Raw genomic sequence first — 20,519 nt, 5'->3', positions numbered from 1 at the left:
ATCTTGTGGCCTTGGGCATTTATTGCTTATTTTATAGAGGCTGGCATTCCGGCTGATATCAGACAGATTAGCTCATTTATTGGTTTACATATGAAAAAACAACAATTCTATAGTGAATTACTACAAAGTATGTCGGCGCTGATTGACGGCGAAACCCATTTTATCGCGGCGATGGCGAACGTCAGCGCCTTGCTTTTTGAACACCTCGAAGACGTTAATTGGGCCGGTTTTTATCTGCTGGACGGTGATACACTGGTGCTGGGACCGTTCCAAGGTAAAATCGCCTGTGTGCGCATTCCGGTAGGCAAGGGAGTCTGCGGTACGGCGGTGGCGGAAAACAGAATTTTGCGGGTGGACGATGTCCACGAATTTCCCGGGCATATCGCTTGCGACGCTGCAAGTCTTGCTGAAATCGTCCTGCCTATTACCCTGGACGGCCGGGTGGTTGGCGTACTCGATATCGATAGCACGATTTATCATCGCTTCGATCATGAGGACGAAGAAGGCCTGAAAGCTTTGGTGGAGCGGCTTTGCCAGCAATTAAATCAAACTGATCTGCGAAGATTTATCAATAATACCTTATATTGATATACGGATAACGTGGCATTTGCCGATGGCGTCATTATAATGACGCCTGTTCATGCCTGCGCTGGTTGGCAAACCCGTTGTAATCAGGAAATTTCATGGAAAATCAACCCAAGTTGAACAGTAATAAAGAAGTGATAGCCTTTCTGGCTGAGCGTTTCCCGCTCTGCTTTACCGCCGAGGGCGAGGCGAGGCCATTAAAAATAGGCATTTTTGCGGATCTGGTCGCCCGCATCCAGGAAGAAGATAACCTGAGCAAAACGCAGCTGCGCTCCGCATTGCGGCTCTATACCTCAAGCTGGCGCTATCTGTACGGCATAAAACTCGGCGCTCAGCGCGTGGATCTCGACGGCAATCCCTGTGGAGAATTGGAAGCGCAGCATGTGGAGCATGCCCGCAAGCAGCTCGAGGAAGCCAAAGCCCGCGTGCAGCAGCAACGCGCCGCGCAGCAGGCCAAAAAACGTGAAAACGGCGAAGCGCCTGCTCCGCGGCGTGCCGCGCCCGCCAATCCGGCCGCTGCTGAACGCAAAGGCCCCGATGGAGCGAATACGCCTCGCAGGCCGCGTCCCGCCTCCCGGCCAAGAAATGAACGTCCCTCTCAAGAGGTTAAAAAACCCGCGCCCGCCCGTCAGGTGCAGGTTACCGATATTTCCAAACTGCAAATCGGTCAGGCCATCAAAATCAAGGTAGGCAAAGATCCCATGGAAGCAACCGTGATGGAAATTGCCAAAGAAGGGGTACGTGTGCAGCTTTCTTCCGGGATGGCTTTGATAGTGCGCGCAGAACACCTGCAGTTCTGATACGGAGGCCAACCAGGGCATGAACAAATTTGTCAGAGTAACTGCACTTGCAGGGTTGTTACTGGCGGGATCGGTGGTGGCGGCAGAGGTGAAGATAACCCGTGCCGATCAGATTCCCCAGCTTCACGAAGAAGCACAGCAAGAAACGGTCAGTGAACGTGTCACGGCGCGGTTTTACCCGTTCCCATTATCGTCAGTTTGATTTGGACGATGCCTTCTCGGAGAAAATTTTCGCTCGTTATCTCAATATGCTGGATTACAGCCACAATGTGCTGCTGGCATCGGACATTGCCCGATTTTCGGATAAGAAAGATCAGCTTGACGACGAACTGAAAAACGGAAAACTGGATGTCCCCTTTGCGCTTTATAATCTGGCGCAGCAACGGCGCTTCGAGCGTTATGAATATGCATTGGCCCAATTGGCCAAACCCATGGATTTTACCGGTAGCGACACCATTGATCTCGACCGCAGCAAAGCGCCCTGGCCGCAAAGCGAAGCCGAACTCAACAAGCTTTGGGACGCCAAGGTCAAATACGATGAGTTAAGCCTCAAGCTTACCGGCAAAAAGACGATGAAATACGTGACATACTGACCAAGCGCTATCAGTTCGCAATTCGCCGGCTGGCGCAAAGCAACAGTGAAGACGTATTTCAAATGGTGATGAATGCCTTCGCCCATGAAATCGATCCGCATACCAATTACCTTTCCCCGCGCAATACCGAGCAGTTCAATACTGAAATGAGCCTGTCGCTGGAAGGGATTGGCGCGGTGTTGCAAATGGATGACGACTATACCGTCATCAATTCGCTGGTGCCCGGCGGGCCGGCGGCGAAAAGCAAAACCATTATGGTCGGGGATCGCGTGGTGGGCGTCGGCCAGACCGGCAAGCCCATGGTCGACGTCATCGGCTGGCGCCTGGACGATGTGGTATCGCTTATCAAAGGCCCGAAGGGCAGCAAGGTCCGTTTGGAAATTCTGCCGGCGGGCAAGGGAACCAAGACGCGTATCGTCACCGTGACCCGCGAGCGTATCCGTCTTGAGGATCGAGCGGTGAAGATGACCATCAAACAGGTGGGTCAGCAAAAGGTTGCGGTGCTGGATATCCCCGGCTTTTACGTGGGCCTGACCGATGACGTCAAGGTCCAGCTGCAAAAACTGGAAAAACAAAACGTCAGCAGCGTGATTATCGATTTGCGCACCAACGGCGGCGGCGCTTTGACCGAAGCCGTGTCGCTGTCCGGGCTGTTTATTCCCAGCGGACCGATAGTCCAGGTTCGCGACAATAACGGCAAGATACGTGAAGACAGCGATAACGACGGTATCGTGTACTATAAAGGACCCCTGGTGGTGCTGGTGGACAGATTCAGCGCCTCGGCATCGGAAATTTTCGCCGCCGCCATGCAGGATTATGGCCGGGCGTTGATCGTCGGCGAGCCGACCTTCGGCAAAGGCACGGTGCAGCAGTACCGCTCCCTTAACCGCATCTACGATCAGATGCTGCGTCCCGACTGGCCGCCGCTGGGCTCAATCCAGTACACTATCCAGAAATTCTACCGGATCAATGGCGGCAGCACCCAGCGTAAAGGGGTTGTGCCGGATATCATCATGCCTACCGGCTATGAGACGGACATTGAAACCGGGGAGAAATTTGAAGATAACGCCTTGCCCTGGGACAGCATCAATGCGGCTACCTACACCAAGAGCGGTGATTTGAAGCCCTTTGCCGCTGAACTGCTGAAGGCGCACCAGGCGCGGATCGTGGCGGACCCCGAGTTCCAATATATCGCTCAGGATATTGCCCGCCTCAATGCCATGAAGGATAAACGCAATATCGCGTCCCTGAATCTGGCTCAGCGCGAGAAGGAAAATCACGAGGATGACGCCATTCGTTTGCAGCGTATCAATGACCGCTTGCAGCGGGAAGGCAAAAAACCGGTGAAATCCCTGGACGACATACCGAAAGATTACCACGAACCCGATCCCTACCTGGACGAAACCGTGCATATTGCATTGGACCTCGCCAAGGCGCAAAGCGGCCAGCAGCCGCTGCAGCCGGCGGCGGTAAAATAAAAACCGAGGCGCCTCACCGGCGCCTCAGACTGCTGACAAACGCACTCGGAGTCAATAAGGCGGGACAGGCTGCCAGAAGAGTAAACCGTCCGCGCCATGGATGGCGCGGATCGAGCCTACAAGGATGTATTCACGGCGTGTTTACGATCTGGCAGCCTGTTCCGACCGGGCACTTTGTCAACAAGCTCAGGCGCCTCACCGGCGCCTTTATTTTTTTACAAAATGTAAAGTTATGTCTTTTTAAGCACTTATTGGCAAGTTACGCTTGAAAACCCTCTGAAAGCCCATACGATCCCTTTAACGCAATCGGCGTGATTTTTATCAGGGGACCACATTCTATATGATGCGCATCGCTCTCTTTCTGCTTACCAACCTGGCGGTTATGCTGGTATTCGGTCTGGTGCTGAGCCTGACGGGGATACAATCTTCCAGCGCCGCCGGATTGATGATCATGGCCGGCCTGTTTGGTTTTGGCGGCGCCTTTGTTTCGCTGTGGCTGTCGAAGTCCATGGCGCTGCGTTCGGTGGGTGGGGAAGTCATCGAGCGCCCGCGCAATGAAACCGAACGCTGGCTGCTGGCTACCGTGCAGCGCCAATCGCAGCAGGCGGGCATTGTCATGCCCCAGGTGGCGGTCTACCCGGCGCCGGATATCAACGCCTTCGCTACCGGCGCCCGGCGCGACGCCTCTCTGGTGGCGGTCAGTACCGGCCTGCTGCAAAATATGAGCCGCGACGAGGCCGAAGCGGTCATCGCCCATGAAATCAGCCACGTCTCCAACGGCGATATGGTCACCATGACCCTGATACAGGGCGTGGTGAACACCTTCGTGATTTTTGTCTCTCGGATCCTGGCGCAGCTGGCCGCCGGCTTTTTGTCATCGAACCGTGATGAAGGGGAAAGCAACGGCGGCAATCCGATGATCTATTTTGCCGTGTCCATGGTGCTGGAGCTGGTGTTCGGAGTGCTGGCAAGCCTGATTACGCTATGGTTCTCACGACATCGCGAATTCCATGCCGATGCCGGTTCGGCGCGGCTGGTGGGGCGCGATAAGATGATTGCCGCGCTGCAGCGCCTGAAAACCAGCTACGAACCCCAGGAAGAGGGCGGCATGCTGGCGTTTTGCATCAACGGTAAATCAAAATCCTTCAGCGAGCTGTTCATGTCGCATCCGCCGTTGGATAAACGTATCGAGGCCCTGCGGTCCGGCGCCTATTTAAAATAACCGGCTACCTGCCGGCGGTGCTTTGGCGCTGCGGATTGGGTTGGCTTATACGCAGTGCGCTCACCATGGCTGCCGCCGTTGCAAAGCCGCCGGCCAGCAGCAAAGAGGCATGGGTGCCGCCGGTGCCCAATAAATTAAACATCAGCGCCACCAGGGCGGCGCCGGAGGTTTGTCCCACCAGGCGCGCGGTCCCCAGCATCCCGCTGGCGCCGCCACTGCGGTTGCGTGGCGCGGACGTGATAATGGTATGGTTGTTGGGGGACTGGAATAAGCCGAACCCGGCGCCGCACAGCATCATCCGCCAGACGATGTCGGCATTGGCCGGCGATCCCGGTAGCCAGGCCAGGGAGAAAAGCCCGGCGGCAAAGATACCCAACCCCACAGCCCCCAGCAAACCGGCATGGACACGGCCTATCAGCCTGCCCGCCAGCATGGCGAACAGCATTGTCGCCAGCGGCCAGGGCGTCAGCAATAACCCGGTAGCCACTTCGTCGCGGCCCAGTATGCTTTGCAAAAAAAACGGCAGGGAAACCATGGCCAGCATCTGGGCGCAGAAAGAACAGATGGACGTGCAAAGGGAAAGAGAGAAGAGCGGGATACGCAGCAAATCAACCGGCAGCAGCGGCCAGGGTTGACGAAGCTGGTGCCGGATAAAAATGGTGCCGACTATCACCGCGCCGGCAAGCTCGGTCAAAATCATATATCCGTTCAGGCGTTGGGCAAAGCCCCCCAGGGCTGACAATAACAGGCCGAAGGTCAGGGCGTTCATGCCGGCGCTGGCGAAATTGAACCGTTGTCCGGTGTTTTTTATTGGATTTGCCGGCAGGAATCGATGACCAAGATAAAAGGCCAGCAGGCCGATGGGCACGTTGATGGCAAACAGCCACTGCCAGGTGGCGATGGATAACACGCCGGCGGCCACGGTGGGCCCCGCCGCGGTGGATACCGCCACTATCAGGGTGTTGATAGCCATCCCTTTCCCCAGCAGGCGAGTGGGATAAATAATGCGGATCAGCGCCGTATTGATGCTCATGATGGCCGCGGCGCCAAACCCTTGCAGTACGCGGGCGCCAATCAGCATCCAAAGGTTTTGGGATAAGGCGCATGACAGGGACATCAGGCTGAACACCACCAGACCGCATTGATATACCCGTCGGAAACCGTAAATATCCCCCAAGGTGGCGAAGGAGAGCAGGGTCATAATGATGGCGAGCTGATAGGCATTGACCACCCAGATTGAGGCGGCCGGACTGGCGTGAAGTTCGCGCGCGATAGTAGGAAGGGCTACATTGGCGATGGCGCTGTCCAGCACGGCGACGGTGATGCTGAGTGCTACGGTGATGATCGCACCATAGCGCTGAGGCGTAGGAACGCCATCAGCAATTTTATCAATCATGAATGTTTAACAACCGTCAAAACCCTTATCCTAGCATTAAATCCTGCTGTAACGGATCAGCAGGCCGCCGAAGAAATGTAATAATTACTGACTGGACATTAAAGCCGGCTTTATTGAGCACAGCCATTGCGAAATTTGGAGTCATACCTTTATAATGGAAATTATGTTCTAGTTTTTTTAAAACAAAACGCTTATCAGGATTTCCATAAAAATGACGATTGCAGATTTAGACAGACAACCCGATTCCGTATCGTCAGTATTGAAGGTTTTTGGTATTCTCCAGGCGCTGGGGGAAGAGCGGGAAATCGGCATTACCGAGCTGGCCCAGCGGGTGTTGATGTCAAAAGCACCGTGTATCGCTTTCTCCAAACCATGAAATCCCTCGGTTACGTCTCCCAGGAAGGCGAATCGGAGAAATACTCCCTGACGCTGAAGCTATTCGAATTGGGTGCCAAGGCTTTACAGAATATCGATCTGATTCGCATCGCCGATGTTCAAATGCGGGTACTGTCCAATTTAACCCGTGAAACCATCCATCTTGGCTCGCTGGATGAAGACAGCATCGTTTACATCCATAAAATCGATTCAATGTACAATCTGCGCATGTATTCCCGCGTAGGCCGCCGGAATCCCCTTTATAGCACGGCAATCGGCAAGGTATTGCTGGCCTGGCGCGAGGCGGATGAAGCGCAGCGTATCCTTTCAGGGGTGGTTTTTAATCGCAGCACCCGCCGCACCGTCGCCGATGCTGCGTCGTTGATGCCGGAATTGATTAAAGTGCGCCAGCAAGGCTTCGGCGAAGATAACGAAGAGCAGGAGGATGGCTTGCGCTGCGTCGCGGTGCCGATATTTGACCGTTTCGGCGTGGTGATTGCCGGCCTTAGCATCTCTTTTCCCACCATCCGTTTCGCTGCAAAAAGAAACGCAATATTTCCCGCCAAATCGGCTATCGCGAATATCCTTTTTAAGGGAAGACCGGAGACATTACCATGTCGGAATCCTTCACCCACGACCAGGAGTTGATCTCCGATCTCGTGGCCTGTCAGCTGGTTATCAAGCAAATCCTCGACGTTATCGATGTGATAGCTCCTGCCCATGTTCGCGATAAAATGTCGCAACAGCTAAAAAGCATCGATGTAACCAGCCATCCCGAGGCGCGGGATCCTATCACCCGCCGCGCTATCGAAAAGCCATAACGCTAATCGATCTCAAATTTGATCAGGCGACAACCAATTGATTTTAATCATATATATTTTCTCGCATAGATTTTTTATAATCTGTAACACATATCATCGTCCTTTAAATCATTATTCTGGTAATAAAATGGACCATGGTTAGTCTTTGTTTAAGTTATCCTAGATAAAATATATTCATCGAGGAAGTACAGGACTTGGGTTTTGAAAAACACGGCACTATCAATACTGGGCATTTTACTGCTGTGCTTGATGTTATGGCTGTCGGCATTGAATAGCTTTTGTGATCAGGGCGGTGATTTTTCAACGGTATGTGTTTTGTCACGAAATGGATGCCATGGTGACGGATGCCATGGGCGATTGCCGTCATGCTTTTGTCCATAGGTGTTTAATGCATGAAACTATCTTGAATGGAGAGCAGGGCCAAAGAGTCGTTTCAGGATACATTGCTGAGCAGAGGGTGTTAAGATAGCGTTTGGTTTTATCAGTGATTAGGTCATGTTATGAACGATTTAGGATTTAATACCCTCAATATCGCCTCAATGGGGCTGTTTTACTTGTTTTATTATCGGTCTCGTGGTCTGGTTTTTCCTCAACCGCGCCAGCGTCAGGGCCAATGAACAAATCATGTTGCTTAATGAGTTACTCGAACAGCAGAAAAAACAAACCGAATTATTGATGCGGTTAGGTCAGATGAATTCCCCGCAAAACGACGCCAAGGTCCCTGCCGCCGGCGAACCTATCATGTTCAAAGACTTTATCGCCGAGCGTTAAACTTCGTCGGGCCCGTCTCCCTTGCTGCCTGCTGCGATACCCAATCCTGATCCGGTCCTCCTTGTGCATGTACAGGCTCGCCCTTGCAAAGGAAAATATTTACCGGGTCAAGGTTTTGTGTTCACATTTAGTCAACATTCTATATTATTCTACTGCCGGATCTTGCATTATCAGGGGATAAAGCGAGTAAACAGGAGAGTCGAAGAGACAATGGCGAAAAACAATCCTTGGTACGATGAGTCCAAACCACACCATACGCCGTTAGGCTTTCGCAATCTTGAACCTTCAGTAAGAACCCCCGATGCGTTTAAAAAATGGCATCGAGAGCGCAAAAAACAAGGCTTTCCCCGGCCTCCGCAGGGGGGCTATGCTCAATTCATCCGGGACTGGTGGCAACCCGCTGATTTCAGCGGCAGTGAGGATGCCATTTGGTGGCTGGGCCATGCCTGCCTGCTTATCCGCGTCTCCGGGCGATATCTACTGCTCGACCCCGCCCTGGGCGAGCGCGCCTCGCCAATACCCTTTGTCGGCCCCAAACGCAGAACGCCCCTGGCGGTGGGGATTGATGAGCTGCCTCCCATTGATGCGGTGATTTATTCTCATAATCACTATGATCATTTGGATAGAAGTACTCTACGCCGGTTACTGAAGCGTTTTCCCGATCTACAGGTGATGGCCCCGCTGGGCATGGGGGAATGGCTTGAAAAACGGGGCGTCAACACTGTTTCCCAATGTGATTGGTGGGAGAGCATCACCTTTCACGATCTTCGCCTTCACTGCGTTCCTGCGCGCCATTGGAGCATGCGTACTTTCAAAGACCGGAACCGCAGTCTGTGGTGCGGCTGGGTCGTGGAAAGCCAGCGCTGGCGTTTTTACTTTTCCGGCGACAGCGGTTATACCCCCGGCCTGGCAGAGATCGGACAGCGCCTGGGACCTTTTGACATTGCCGCCTTGCCCATCGGAGCCTATGCACCAGAATGGTTCATGGCAGAAAGCCACATGAGTCCCGCCAGTGCGGTAAAGTTTTACCAGGAGCTGAACTGTCCGCTGGTTATTCCGATTCATTGGGGGGTATTCGAACTGGCGGACGAATCCCTGGATGAGCCGCCGCGGAGCTGGCGCAGGCCTTATTAAACGCCGGCATTGCCGATCATCGCTTTATACCGTTGAAAATCGGCGCCAAAATAGACATATAGCTTTATAGCCTCTCAATAGCGGCTCGATCATCGCCTCAGACCGCGCCCTAGGGCTACCGGGTGGATTTATACAAAAAAAATAGAAATGCGCAATGATGATTTTATATTTCAGATTAATACCGGATAGACACCAAGACACTATTTAGTCAGCCAAACAATCCAAAGGTTATTTTATTAGCATTATCTTCAGAAGTATATATTGCAGTATAATGACAATCAGGCATAAGCGATAAAGTTGCCTGCTCAATGGGGATGACATTATTAATCCCGCTTACGGCCGCGGGAGAACTTGCCGTTGCACAATATTGGTGATCACAAATAGCGCATAATTTATTAGCCCGTCACGGTCTTTAGGGCGCGGTGCCGGGCGTTGGGGCCGGTCTGATCGCCCGGCTGGCGGGGAGCCTGTGGCGGGCCCAGGGCAATGGCGGATAATTAACCGTTGCTTATGTTAAGCGGCACTGCTAATTTCTATTACTACGATAGTCGAATCCGGTATAAGAAAACTGGAAAAATGTGAGCTGGCCCCTTGTTTTCTTTAATTGGGAAATGAATAGTTATTCTTGAATAATGCATTGGACGTTGACAAAGGTTTGCGCTAAGGTTAACGATAAATGGTACAGATATCATGATGGTGGTTTCACTCGGCACACAAGGGTCGTTTTTCAACTCTTTGATGCGGGTGGGCAACCGGATGCAACTGAACGATTTAATTATGTGCGACATATCCGGCCCTGATCAAAAATGGCTTGCCATTGATTACAGAGTATGTGATAACGCATTTGGGTAAAACGAGGTACAGTTCTGTATATGAATGGCATTTTCAGTAAAGAAGTTTTGCGTAAAGACGATATCGTTGCATACCGCTTCTCTGCCGATCCTAATCTTAGTGCCTCAAGCAGTAACGACTCCAGTTTGTCTCTGTCTCGCCTCAGGGCGATTTAAACACTCAAAGGAAATATGCAAGATGGCAAAGATCAAAGGGTCAAGTGAAGTGGTTCAACGAGTCTAAAGGTTTTGGTTTCATCACTCCGGCCGATGGCAGCAAAGATGTGTTTGTACACTTCTCCGCTATTCAGGGTAACGGCTTCAAAACTCTGGCCGAAGGCCAGAACGTAGAATTCGAAATCCAGGATGGCCAAAGGCCCTTCAGCAGTTAACGTAACTGCCCTGTAATCCGCGTTGCTTCGGTGACGGTCAATCATTTGATTGATGGATAACATGTAATCCCCCCTGCCAGTACTGAACTGGCAGGGTGTTCCATTTCCAAAATTCTATCCTGTTATTGCCTGCCCCTATTCGCCAAATGCTTGCGTGTCCGGCCTTCGCAGATGTTATTATCCGGTAATCACCAGTCCTGAATGCTGATTGCGTCCGCTGATGGAAGGGTAAGCGGGATCTATTGCCCGCTGGCGGCAAAATCGCCGGTAGCTGGTGTAGCGGTGGCCTCCGGCGGCGGTGCCGCAGATAGTGCACTGGCGCAGCACGTCTACCCCCTGAAAGCCCAGAGCCTGTAATTTATGGCGCGCAATGGCGGCCAAATCCAGATGCAGCGGCCTGGGCCGAACAATATTCGCCGGTATGGCTAATTGCTGCAGGAAATCCTCCACCAGGCTTTCACTGACTTCATAACAACAAGGCCCGGCCGCCGGGCCAATGGCCGCAACCCAGTTAGCCGGACCGTCGGGATAAGCCAGCTGCGCGGCAAAGGCTTCCACGATCCCTGCCAGCAATCCACGCCAGCCGGCATGCACCACGCCGATACTTTTACCGTCGCGGCGGCAAAAAAGAATAGGCAGACAATCGGCGGTCAGCACATGCAGCAGTATGCCTGGGGTGGATGTGATCAATCCGTCCGCCTCTCCGCACGGCTCCGCCGGCCGGTAGACCCGGCGAATATCGATACCGTGTACCTGTTTTTTAACCGGAGCGGTGTCCAGCCAGGGCTGCAATGGGACCGGCAATAGCGTGGCGGCGTCACCAAAGCCGTGACGTACGCCCGCAACGTTCTGTATCAGGCGGGAGTAAACTGTCATAATGTTAAGAAAGGCTCTTGGATTGAAAAGGATGAGACCATTTTAGCTTTTTTCAACGCGCCGGCCAGTGACAAAAAGCATCCAGGCCGGCATTAAGATAATATTCGCGCTTTGTTGCAAAAAGCATGTCTTGTAGCATTGTTTTGACGATATAGCTCCGAAAGTTAGGGTTTAATGCTTTCAGTCAATGGGATGGCGACGCGAGAACAATGTGAAAAATAATTCGGGGCAGGGCAAGCAGAATTTTATCCAGTGGCGTTTTGGCTTAATGTGTGTCGGCATCACGCTCATCCTGGCGGTGCTGTTAATGCGCATAGCCTGGCTGCAGGTAATTAAACCGGATAATCTGGTGGCCCAGGAGAACATGCGATCGTTGCGGGTTGAGCAAACGCCTATTCCCCGCGGCATGATAACCGATCGCAACGGGCAGCCGCTGGCGGTAAGCGTACCGGTGGACGCGGTCTGGGCCGATCCCTATGAAGTGGCGCAAAAAGGCGGCGTGGAGAACTCATCCCGCTGGCAGGCCCTGGCGCAAACCGTGAATATGCCGTTCAACGAACTGGCGGAGCGCATTAACCACGATCCCCATATGCGCTTTATCTATCTGGGTCGCCAAATAGAACCCAACGTGGCGGATTACGTCAAACAATTAAAACTGCCGGGGATTTATTGCAAGGATGAATCCCGCCGGTTTTATCCGGCGGGAGAGACGGCGGCTAACCTGGTTGGCTTTACCAATATCGACGATCAGGGTATCGAAGGGGTCGAAAAAAGCTTTAATCGCCTGTTGACGGGCGTGGCGGGGCAGCGGGTGGTACGTAAGGATCGTTTCGGCCGGGTGGTAGAGACGCTTTCCTCCACCGACAGTTCCCCGGCGCATAATGTGGCGCTAAGCATCGACCTGCGCTTGCAGCGTATCACGGAGGAAGCCTTAAGCAACGCCGTGGCATTCAACAAGGCGGATTCCGGCGCCTCGGTGCTGGTGGATGTGAATACCGGCGAAATCCTGGCCCTGGCCAATTATCCTACCTTTAATCCCAACAACCGAACCGGCGCCCAGGAAGATGATTTTCGTAATCGAGCCATCAGCGATATTTTTGAACCCGGTTCGACGGTAAAACCCATGGTGGTCATGACCGCCTTAAAACAGGGCATTGTTAAACCGGACAGCCTGCTGGATACCCATCCCTACACGCTTAGCGGCCATCTGATCCGCGACGTGGCGTTCTATCCCCAATTGACCCTCACCGGCATATTGCAAAAGTCCAGCGACGTCGGCGTATCCCGTATGGCCTTGGCCATGCCCATCACCGCCCTGTTGAAGACCTATCTGGCGTTCGGCCTCGGACAACCCACCGATCTGGGCCTAACCGGGGAAAGCAGCGGCTTGATGCCGCACCGGCAGCGCTGGAGCGAGCTGGACCGGGCCACCTTCTCCTTTGGCTACGGCTTAATGGTGACGCCGGTGCAGCTTGCCCGTGTGTATGCCACCATCGCCAGCGACGGCATCTACCGGCCGCTATCCATTACCCGCATCGATCCGCCGGTCGTGGGACAGCGCGTGATGGAGGAGGGGCTGGTGCATGAGGTTAAACATATGATGGAAAGCGTCGCGTTGCCCGGCGGCGGCGGCATCAAGGCGGCGGTGCGCGGTTACCGGGTGGCGGTTAAAACCGGTACCGCCAAAAAAATCGGGCCTGACGGACAGTATATTGATAAATATATTGCCTATACCGCCGGTATCGCGCCGGCCAGCCGTCCGAGATTTGCCCTGGTGGTGGTTATCAATAACCCTCAGGGGGGGAAATATTATGGCGGCGCGGTCTCCGCGCCGGTATTCAGTACCATTATGTCCGAGGTCTTGCGTACCATGAACGTAGAACCTGATGCTCTGCCTGAAGACAATAATCGCATCGTGGTGGCCTCGAAGACCGATAATCATCCCTCATGACCGGTCTTACCGCCGCTGAGTCGCGCGCAACCCCGTGCGCCGGCTTAGTGCCGGCCGGCCGCGCCTGGCCGGGACCGGTAAAATGACCATCCCGGCCAGGTTTTAAGGTAATATGCTTGCCTTATTGTCGTCCCCTACGGAATGCCCTATGTCTATTTACCAATGCCCGCTGTGTCATCTGCCGCTGTTGCCCGCCGAGGGTTATTGGGCCTGCGAAGGACGGCACCGTTTTGACCGCGCGCGGGAAGGGTATGTAAATCTGCTGCCGGTGCAATTCAAACGCAGCCGGGAGCCCGGCGATGACCGGGGGATGATGCAGGCCCGCCGGGCCTTTCTCGATGCAGGCCATTACCGGCGGATGCGCGATGGCGTCATCGCATTGATAAACCGCCTGCAGCCGGACCGGTACGTCCGCTGGCTGGATATCGGCTGCGGGGAGGGCTATTACACCTCGGCGCTGGCAGCGGCCGTGGCGGCCCGTACGGGCCGGGTCTACGGACTGGATATTGCCAAGAACGCGGTGCGCGCCGCGGCAAAGCGCTATCCCGAGGTACGGTTTTGCGTCGCGTCCAGCCAGCGCTTGCCTTTTCTCGACGCTTCCCTCGACGGCATTCTTCGCATTTATGCGCCTTGTAATCCCGCCGAGATGTATCGCGTACTGAAACCGGGCGGCATCGTGGTAACGGTGGCGCCTGGACCAAGACACCTCCTGCAGCTCAAGGCGCGAATCTATTCCGAGGTCATGCTGCATCCGCTGAAAGACGAGCATTTTCCCGGCTTTGCTCCGCTGGCCGAAGAGCGGCTGCGTTTTGAACTGGCTTTACCCGGTGAAGCGGCGGCCGCGCTGTTGCAAATGACGCCGTTTGCCTGGCGGGCGGCGCCGGATGTGGTGGCGGCATTAACCGCCCTGGAAGAATTTACCTGTGAAACGGATTTTATTCTCCGCGCCTGGCGGCGGGAAGAGTGATTAAAAGCGGGCCATGAGCGCCGGGCCGATATGGGCGTAAAGGATATTACAGCCGATGCCTATCAGAATGACGCCGCCGATGATTTCCGCTTTTTTGCCCAGAATCGGCCCGATAAAGCGGCCCAGCAGCATACCCAGCGTGGCCATGAGCATGGTAGCCAGGCCAATGATCATCGCCGTATGGAGAATATTGACTTCCAGGAAGGCCAGACCGACGCCAATCGCCAGCGCATCCAGGCTGGTGGCGATGGCGGTGAACACCAGCACCTTGAGGCTGTGATGGCCAATAGGGGGTTTTGCCTCCGCTTGTTTACCGAAACCGCTCATCATCATACGAACGCCCAGACAGGCCAGCAGGACGAAGGCGACCCAGTGATCCCACTCCATAATATAATGGCTGGCGAGTAAACCCAGCGACCAGCCGATTAACGGGGTAATGGCTTCAATGGTGCCGAAAATAAAGCCGGTTCGCAGCGCTTCGCGCAAGGGGGGTTTATGAAGGGTAGCGCCTTTACCAATGGACGCGGCGAAGGCATCCATGGACATGCCGAAAGCAAGAATCAATGTTGCGGAAAGGTTCATACCATAACCTCGGCTGGGAGCCAATATCCACGCTTCCCCATCTCCCAACCTTACGATGGTTCGTCGTGTCTATAGTCTCGCCAACCATCCTGGTCGTCCGCACCACGTTTAAAACAAACGAGTATGTTGATACGGACATTCCCGCACTGACGACGGAAACCGGCTACTCCCTAATGACGGGCCAACCTTAACATAATAATTAACGACAAAACAACTACAAAAAAAGAGGGGGATTATGGAATGTAATCGATAATTATTTTCACTAAAATTAGGGAATTGAAGGATATTCACTAAGCCAGTATACCTAAGGTTCTTTTATAATCAAAATACAAAATTACTATGATTTATTTATTAGAAATAATTTTTCCGCATGTTTTATGTTAATTTTTTGTTAATTGTTCGTCAGAAAGAAATTGTATATGGTTTCCAGGTCATCCAACTGTTTTACCTTTATCAGCAGACGGCGTTTTTCCAGGCCGATCACCAAAAAACCATCTTCCGATAAGTTCATGTTTTTTATACGGTCATATCTAATAAAAAAATTTGCGTAAAAAAAACCGTCCGCCTTAAAAATTATTTTTGGCCGGCGGATATAGGCCAGATAACAGGCCATGAGTACTAGGACTAATAGCAGGGTTGTGGTGAAAACCGTACCGTTCGAGGTGATATTTTGATAGATCAGAATACACACCAGGCCGATGAAAATCAGGGCATCAACGCGGTTTAGACGATGTAAACCGATTTTCAGCCGGGTTTTGCCTTTAAGAAAGTAGTCAACAATAAATTCATCGTAAATAGCAAACAGCAGCGCCAAGGCGATTATTACCATTAAGCCGATATCGGTGACAGACATCTTTCCTCCAAAATTGCCATAAAAAAACCGGGGTCAAACCCCGGTTTTAGATAATGCGGATTACAGGCCCAACAGGCCAATCCAATAACCGAAAATGCCGATAGCGAAGAAGCCGATGATAATCCACAAGGCATTAACCTTGCGGCGCAACAGCCACATACACCCGAAGGTCAGCAATAGCGGCACCAGACCGGGCATTAACTGATCCAGAATGGTTTGTATTGTGGTAACCGTCGTTTGACCGTTCTGGTTGGTAATACGCGACACGACAAAGGGTATATTGACATGGGTCCATTTATTTACCAAGGCCCCCATGACAAACAGCCCGAGAATGGACGCCCCCTCCGTCAGTTTTTGCAGGAAGCCGCCGCCCATGTCGTTAACGATATCCACGCCTTTACGATAGCCGTAGGCGACACCGTAGTAGCGCACCAGCAGACGGACAAAGTTGAACAGCACAAAGAACAGCAACGGCCCCAACAGGCTGCCGCTCATGGCGATACCCGCGCCCAAGGCCGCGAATACCGGACGGACGGTACCCCAGAAAATCGGGTCGCCCACCCCGGCCAGCGGTCCCATCAGGCCGACTTTCAGGCCGTTGATGGCCGCGTCGTCGATAGGCGCGCCGTTGGCCCGCTGCTCTTCCATCGCCAGGGTAACGCCCAGTACGGGTGCCGCCACATAAGGATGGGTGTTGAAAAATTCCAAACGACGCCGGATTGCCTGTTTTCTGTCTGCGTTGTTTTCCGGATAAAGACGCCGTATTACCGGAACCATCGCGAAGCAGAAGCCCAGGGCCTGCATACGTTCAAAGTTCCACGATCCCTGGAAAAGGTTCGAGCGGTAAAATACCCCGCGTATATCCCCGGGAGTCAATTTCTTTTGACCAGTTGTATCGACCATTTCTCTCACCTTTTAATCAAGTTCATTATCAAGATCGTTAACGCCCTGTGCCGGCGTACCCTGTCCACCCTGGGGATGACTGTACTTCGGGCTCAACTGGATATAGAAAATGGCCATAACCACACCGATGACGCCAAGGGCGACCAGGTTAAAGTTGGTGAAGGCCGCGGTAACAAAACCCAGGAAGAAGAAAGGCATCAGATAGCCGGCACGCATCATATTCACCACCATTGCGTAACCTACCACCACGATCATGCCGCCGGCGATACTCAAACCGTTGGTCACCACCGCCGGGATCGAACTCAGCACGGCGTGTACGGCATCGGTACCCACGGAGACGGCGACGATAAGCGCCGGAATAGCAACCCGCATTGCCTGCAGCAGCAGGGCCAGTACATGCAGCCAGCTCAGCGCGCTGAGATTGCCGCGTTCGGCGGCGCTGTCGGCGGCGTGCTGGAATGCCACGGTCAAGGTACGAACGATAATGGTCAGCACCTGTCCGGCTGCGGCCAGCGGTATCGCCAGGGCAATACCTGCGCCGACGCTTTGGTTACCGGCCACCACCAGAATGGTGGAGATGATGGACGCCAAGGCGGCGTCCGGCGCCAGGGCAGCCCCGATATTCATCCAGCCCAGCGCAATCATTTCCAACGTACCGCCGATGATGATACCGGTTTTCATATCTCCCAGTACCAGACCGATTAGGGTACAGGCCACCAATGGCCGGTGAAACTGAAACTCATCCAGCACCGACTCCATACCAGCTATACAAGCTATGATAAAAATCAGCACAATTTGAAGCGTGGTGATCTCCATTGTACTTCTCCTCAGACAAACGTAAGAGAGCGGTAAATTATTTCTTTGAAATACATACGCTCTTGATTGTTAGTTTTTCACGGCGAAAATTTATTTACCGAGTTTGGTGATTAAATCCATAACTTTTAATGGGTTATCTGATGAAACCTTACGGGCTTCCAGTTCGATCCCTAAATCATTCAGCTTGTGGAACGCGGCAATATCTTCATCGCTCACGGAAATCGCGCCGTTGACCTGGGTTTTGCCTTGACGGAAGGCCATACCGCCGATATTGACCGACGTGATTTTTACCCCGCCTTCAACCACACGCAGCACATCGGTGGGATTGGTGAACAAGAGCATCACGCGGTCTTTTGCATAGTTCGGGTTTTCATAAACACGAATAGCCTTTGCCACATCAACCACATGGGCGGTTACCCCTGGAGGCGCCACCTGGGTTAACAAGGTCCTGCGCACGGTATCGGCGGCAACCTCGTCGCTGATAACGATGATACGTTTGACATTGGTCTCCTTCGTCCAGCGAGTGGCGACTTGACCGTGAATCAGCCGATCATCGATACGCGCCAGGGCGATGGTCATATGTCCGCCGGCGGACGGATGAACCGGCGCCGCTGCGGCCTGTCTCGGGGCAGGGGATGCCAACGGTGTTTCAACGTTCAGTTCCGGCGCTTTCAAAGCCTTCACGCCGGCACGTCCGGTTTCCAACGCAATCTTTACCAATTCCCCAAAGGCAGGGTTATCATCACGCGCCATAAAGGTTTCGGCGAGCATGGGGATATTGACGCCGGTAATAACTTCGTAGTTTTCTTTATCTACGACGATACGGCTGGCGGCATTGAACGGACTGCCTCCCCAGGTATCCACCAGAAACAGGACTCCTTCCTTGGTATCTAGATGTGCTAACTTTGCCGTATATTTTCAATCAATGTCTCAGCGTTTTCCCGGGAACAAAATCAATCCAGGCGACGTTGCTCTGTTCGCCCAATATCATTTCAGCCGTTTTAAGTAGTTGTTCGGCCGCTGACCCGTGAGTGCCAATTACGATAGCAATACTCACTGGATACCTCCTCTGTTAACAAATTGGGTTAAGCAGTAAAGCCACCCGCTGTGATGAAAAGCAAATTTGTCGGTGGTTATACTTCTTAGCCAGGGTACCAAGCCACCCTGTTTGATGTCCGCCATTTAGAATGAATTGATTCAGGTAGATAACCGATTCAATAGCGGTTAAACGCGATTTATTTTAGTGTGTAAAAAAATAAAAATTGTGACGGCGCTCAGTTATTTGTGCATGAGAAAACGAATCATCGCACAAAGCAGTGTAGACGAGGGTGATGACATCTTTTAGACAAAAAGTTTTATGCCTTTTCCAACATCCCTGTTAAAGTAAAATTTACATATTTGTTAGGAGCGAAGGGCCGCAGCCCCCCCTATGGACTGTCACCGAAAAACGTTTAACGTTGATGTTGATTTATCGGCCTTGCCGAATCGTATCCCCACCCGTTTCTCTCTATTTCCCCGGCATCGGGCGAATGCGTGCTGTTCCTCTCCCGGCGCGCCGGTTTGCCGTTTCTGCTCCCGGCGCTTCCCGTAACCCGGCTATCGTTGCGGAGTTCACCATGGACTTGCTGATGGATCCCACTCTCTGGGTCGGTTTGCTGACCCTTATTCTACTGGAAATCGTGCTCGGCATCGATAATCTGGTGTTCATCGCCATATTGGCCGAAAAATTGCCGCCGAAAAGGCGTGACAAAGCGCGGTTGATTGGCCTGGGACTGGCGCTGCTGATGCGTTTGGCATTGCTGTCGCTTATCTCGTGGATGGTGACCTTGACCCGTCCGTTGATTTCGGTGGCAATGTTTGAATTTTCCGGCCGGGATCTGATTTTGTTGACAGGCGGCCTTTTTTTGCTGTTCAAGGCCACGGTGGAACTGCACGAGCGGCTGGAAAATCAGGAACACGGCAGCGCCAACCGGAATTATGCCGGGTTTTGGTCGGTAGTAGCGCAGATTGTGATTCTGGACGCGGTATTCTCCCTGGATGCGGTTATTACCGCGGTGGGGATGGTCAACAACCTGCCGGTAATGATGACCGCCGTGGTTGTTGCCATGGGCATTATGCTGCTGGCTTCCAAAGCCCTGACCCGGTTTGTGAACGCCCATCCCACTGTCGTGGTGCTGTGCTTAAGTTTTCTGCTGATGATAGGGTTAAGCCTGATTGCGGAAGGGTTCGGCTTTCATATTCCGAAAGGATATCTGTATGCCGCCATTGGTTTCTCGGTGCTTATCGAGATGTTCAATCAGATTGCCCGGCATAATTTTATGAAAAATCAGTCTCGGTTGCCGATACGGGAACGTACCGCCGAGGCGATTTTCAGACTGATGGGTGGCGACCGGACCCGGCGCGAGAACTCAGAGGAAACAGCAGATAGTCCTAAACCCTTTGTGGACGAGGAGCGCTATATGATAACCGGCGTTCTGTCGCTCTCTTCCCGCTCCTTGCGCAGCGTGATGACGCCCCGTAATGAAATATCCTGGGTGGATTGCCGGCGCTCGGTGGAGGAATTACGGGCCACATTGCTGTCCACCCCCCATAGCATGTTCCCGGTATGCGACGGGGAACTTAACCAGCTTCTGGGAGTAGTCCGCGCCAAGGATCTGTTGGTGGCGCTGGATAACGGCGAGGATATCAGCGCCTACGCCGCGCAAAACCCGGCTATCGTGGTGCCGGAAACCCTGGATGTGCTCAATCTGCTGGGGGTGCTCCGCCGGGCTAAAGGCAGCCTGGTGGTGGTGACCAATGAGTTCGGCGTGATTCAGGGGCTGGTGACGCCGCTGGATGTGTTGGAAGCCATTGCCGGCGAGTTTCCCGACGAAGATGAAACGCCGGATATCGTGGCGGAGGAAGATGGCTGGCTGGTAAAAGGCGGCACCGATTTGCATGCCCTGCAGCAGGCTCTCGGCGATGACTTGGTTACGCATCATACTATGGCGTCACTGGCGGGCATGCTGCTGCACGAGCGGGATCAGATGCCCACCGTTGGGGAAGTAATCATTATAGGACCATGGCGCTTTACCATCATACAGATGCTGGAATACCGCATTGAACTGGTGAAGATTGAACGTATCGCGCCATTGCCCGGTTCGGAAGAAGAATAGACCCAGACCCATTGGGTCT

The 20,519-nt window shown here is 53.2% G+C and carries 14 protein-coding genes and 7 pseudogenes; 14 read left to right on the top strand and 7 right to left on the bottom strand.

Going from position 1 to position 20,519, the window contains the following annotated elements; translation table 11 throughout:
- Nucleotides 1-90 precede the first annotated feature (90 nt).
- The 4 genes and pseudogenes from GTU79_RS16030 to htpX all read left to right on the top strand — a co-directional run bounded on the left by GTU79_RS16030 (nucleotide 91) and on the right by htpX (nucleotide 4,678).
- Nucleotides 91-588: a GAF domain-containing protein gene (locus tag GTU79_RS16030; RefSeq protein ID WP_132927722.1), complete on the top strand. Its 498-nt coding sequence runs from the start codon at nucleotides 91-93 to the stop codon at nucleotides 586-588.
- Between the two features lie 95 nt (nucleotides 589-683).
- Nucleotides 684-1,385 carry an RNA chaperone ProQ gene (gene proQ, locus GTU79_RS16025; protein WP_132921315.1) on the top strand — a complete coding sequence of 234 codons (702 nt, stop codon included), beginning with the start codon at nucleotides 684-686 and terminating at the stop codon, nucleotides 1,383-1,385.
- 19 nt (nucleotides 1,386-1,404) lie between these two features.
- A pseudogene (prc, locus tag GTU79_RS16020) lies at nucleotides 1,405-3,456 on the top strand (carboxy terminal-processing peptidase).
- 340 nt (nucleotides 3,457-3,796) lie between these two features.
- On the top strand, nucleotides 3,797-4,678 hold the full coding sequence (gene htpX, locus GTU79_RS16015; protein ID WP_203521221.1) for a protease HtpX: 882 nt from the start codon (nucleotides 3,797-3,799) through the stop codon (nucleotides 4,676-4,678).
- A 4-nt stretch (nucleotides 4,679-4,682) separates the two neighbouring features.
- Here htpX and GTU79_RS16010 read toward each other — a convergent pair whose 3' ends face one another.
- Nucleotides 4,683-6,074 carry an MFS transporter gene (locus GTU79_RS16010; RefSeq protein ID WP_132921318.1) on the bottom strand — a complete coding sequence of 464 codons (1,392 nt, stop codon included), beginning with the start codon at nucleotides 6,072-6,074 and terminating at the stop codon, nucleotides 4,683-4,685.
- A 211-nt stretch (nucleotides 6,075-6,285) separates the two neighbouring features.
- On the opposite strand from GTU79_RS16010, the pseudogene kdgR reads away from it, so the two are divergent.
- The 7 genes and pseudogenes from kdgR (at nucleotide 6,286) to cspE (ending at nucleotide 10,413) form a co-directional block, all read left to right on the top strand.
- Nucleotides 6,286-7,042: pseudogene (gene kdgR / locus GTU79_RS16005) on the top strand (DNA-binding transcriptional regulator KdgR).
- A gap of 21 nt (nucleotides 7,043-7,063) precedes the next feature.
- Nucleotides 7,064-7,311, top strand: a pseudogene (locus GTU79_RS16000) (DUF2766 family protein).
- A 160-nt stretch (nucleotides 7,312-7,471) separates the two neighbouring features.
- Nucleotides 7,472-7,611: pseudogene (gene mgrB, locus GTU79_RS31440) on the top strand (PhoP/PhoQ regulatory lipoprotein MgrB).
- Nucleotides 7,612-7,843: 232 nt separating this feature from the next.
- Nucleotides 7,844-8,041, top strand: coding sequence for a YebO family protein (locus GTU79_RS15990; RefSeq protein WP_253073310.1), 198 nt, complete (start codon nucleotides 7,844-7,846; stop codon nucleotides 8,039-8,041).
- 210 nt (nucleotides 8,042-8,251) lie between these two features.
- Nucleotides 8,252-9,237 (top strand): annotated as a pseudogene (locus tag GTU79_RS15985) (MBL fold metallo-hydrolase).
- Between the two features lie 810 nt (nucleotides 9,238-10,047).
- Nucleotides 10,048-10,182, top strand: coding sequence for a DUF2627 domain-containing protein (locus GTU79_RS15980; protein WP_132921323.1), 135 nt, complete (start codon nucleotides 10,048-10,050; stop codon nucleotides 10,180-10,182).
- Between the two features lie 44 nt (nucleotides 10,183-10,226).
- Nucleotides 10,227-10,413, top strand: a pseudogene (gene cspE / locus GTU79_RS15975) (transcription antiterminator/RNA stability regulator CspE).
- Nucleotides 10,414-10,574: 161 nt separating this feature from the next.
- Here cspE and pgeF read toward each other — a convergent pair.
- The gene (gene pgeF, locus GTU79_RS15970) at nucleotides 10,575-11,273 is read right to left on the bottom strand and encodes a peptidoglycan editing factor PgeF (RefSeq protein ID WP_203521223.1); all 699 of its coding nucleotides are present in this window, start codon (nucleotides 11,271-11,273) and stop codon (nucleotides 10,575-10,577) included.
- A 187-nt stretch (nucleotides 11,274-11,460) separates the two neighbouring features.
- On the opposite strand from pgeF, the gene ftsI reads away from it, so the two are divergent.
- Together ftsI and rlmA are read left to right on the top strand one after the other, a co-directional pair.
- The gene (ftsI, locus tag GTU79_RS15965; RefSeq protein ID WP_132921325.1) at nucleotides 11,461-13,224 is read left to right on the top strand and encodes a peptidoglycan glycosyltransferase FtsI; all 1,764 of its coding nucleotides are present in this window, start codon (nucleotides 11,461-11,463) and stop codon (nucleotides 13,222-13,224) included.
- 148 nt (nucleotides 13,225-13,372) lie between these two features.
- Nucleotides 13,373-14,191: a 23S rRNA (guanine(745)-N(1))-methyltransferase gene (rlmA, locus tag GTU79_RS15960; protein ID WP_203521224.1), complete on the top strand. Its 819-nt coding sequence runs from the start codon at nucleotides 13,373-13,375 to the stop codon at nucleotides 14,189-14,191.
- Here rlmA and mntP read toward each other — a convergent pair whose 3' ends face one another.
- The 5 genes and pseudogenes from mntP to manX form a co-directional block, all read right to left on the bottom strand.
- Nucleotides 14,192-14,773, bottom strand: coding sequence for a manganese efflux pump MntP (gene mntP / locus GTU79_RS15955; protein ID WP_203521225.1), 582 nt, complete (start codon nucleotides 14,771-14,773; stop codon nucleotides 14,192-14,194).
- A gap of 391 nt (nucleotides 14,774-15,164) precedes the next feature.
- Complete coding sequence (locus tag GTU79_RS15950) at nucleotides 15,165-15,626, bottom strand: DUF986 family protein (protein WP_203523048.1); 462 nt, start codon at nucleotides 15,624-15,626, stop codon at nucleotides 15,165-15,167.
- A gap of 60 nt (nucleotides 15,627-15,686) precedes the next feature.
- A complete protein-coding gene (locus GTU79_RS15945; RefSeq protein ID WP_214513127.1) occupies nucleotides 15,687-16,529 on the bottom strand; it encodes a PTS mannose transporter subunit IID in 843 nt (280 codons plus the stop codon).
- Between the two features lie 12 nt (nucleotides 16,530-16,541).
- Nucleotides 16,542-17,345, bottom strand: a complete 804-nt coding sequence (locus GTU79_RS15940) for a PTS mannose/fructose/sorbose transporter subunit IIC (protein ID WP_203521227.1) — start codon at nucleotides 17,343-17,345, stop codon at nucleotides 16,542-16,544.
- 90 nt (nucleotides 17,346-17,435) lie between these two features.
- Nucleotides 17,436-18,402 (bottom strand): annotated as a pseudogene (gene manX / locus GTU79_RS15935) (PTS mannose transporter subunit IIAB).
- Nucleotides 18,403-18,961: 559 nt separating this feature from the next.
- On the opposite strand from manX, the gene GTU79_RS15930 reads away from it, so the two are divergent.
- Nucleotides 18,962-20,500 carry a TerC family protein gene (locus GTU79_RS15930; RefSeq protein WP_203523049.1) on the top strand — a complete coding sequence of 513 codons (1,539 nt, stop codon included), beginning with the start codon at nucleotides 18,962-18,964 and terminating at the stop codon, nucleotides 20,498-20,500.
- Nucleotides 20,501-20,519 lie beyond the last annotated feature (19 nt).

This window comes from Sodalis ligni (assembly GCF_016865525.2).
Classification (GTDB): domain Bacteria; phylum Pseudomonadota; class Gammaproteobacteria; order Enterobacterales; family Enterobacteriaceae; genus Acerihabitans; species Acerihabitans ligni.
The sequence above is the reverse complement of the archived record's forward strand: the minus strand, read 5'-3'. Positions and strand labels throughout refer to the sequence as shown.